The sequence below is a fragment of the Streptomyces thermovulgaris genome, assembly GCF_002155915.1.
GTDB classification, from domain to species: domain Bacteria; phylum Actinomycetota; class Actinomycetes; order Streptomycetales; family Streptomycetaceae; genus Streptomyces; species Streptomyces thermovulgaris.
The window spans coordinates 1-837 of sequence record NZ_MUME01000361.1; the positions used below are offsets into that span (position 1 = coordinate 1).

The 837-nt window shown below is 74.4% G+C and carries 1 protein-coding gene; it reads left to right on the forward strand.

What is annotated here, in order from left to right; translation table 11 throughout:
- Positions 1-33: 33 nt before the first annotated feature.
- Positions 34-837, forward strand: an 804-nt coding sequence (locus tag CCN35_RS24120; protein WP_281254820.1) for a biotin carboxylase N-terminal domain-containing protein, incomplete at its 3' end; no start/stop codon positions are given.

The following is an 837-nucleotide window of genomic DNA, read 5'->3' on the forward strand; positions in this document are numbered from 1 at the left end:
TTCGGCGTCTTCCGGATGTGAGGGACCGAACCGATGATTTCGACTCTGCTGGTCGCCAACCGGGGCGAGATCGCCTGCCGCGTCTTCCGCACCTGCGCCGCACTGGGCATCCGCACGGTCGCCGTGCACTCGGACGCCGACGACACCGCCCTGCACACCCGCACGGCCGACGCGGCGGTACGGCTGCCGGGGGTCACGCCCGCCGAGACCTATCTGCGCGGCGACCTGGTCGTGAAGGCGGCCCTCGCGGCCGGCGCGGACGCCGTCCACCCCGGCTACGGCTTCCTGTCCGAGAACGCCGACTTCGCCCGTGCCGTCCTGGACGCGGGCCTGACCTGGATCGGACCGCCCCCCGAGGCCATCGAGACGATGGCCTCCAAGACCCGCGCCAGAAGCCTCATGGGCATCCGGCCCCCGACGAACGTCACCGAGGCCGACCTGCCGGTGCTGGTCAAGGCGTCCGCGGGCGGCGGCGGACGCGGGATGCGGATCGTGAGGCGCCTGGAGGACCTGGAGGGCGAGCTGGCCGCCGCCCGCGCGGAGGCGGCCCGCGCCTTCGGCGACGGCGAGGTGTTCATCGAGCCGTACATCGAAGGCGGACGGCACGTGGAGGTGCAGGTCCTCGCCGACACCCACGGCACCGTGTGGACGCTCGGCACCCGCGACTGCTCCCTCCAGCGCCGCCACCAGAAGGTCGTCGAGGAGGCACCCGCCCCCGGACTGTCCGCCGCGCTGGAGAGGGACCTGCACGACCTGGCCCTGCGCGCCGCCCGCGCCGTCGGCCACCAGGAACTCCACGGTGCCGGCGCCGACGTAGCCGACGGCGCGGGCGGCGCG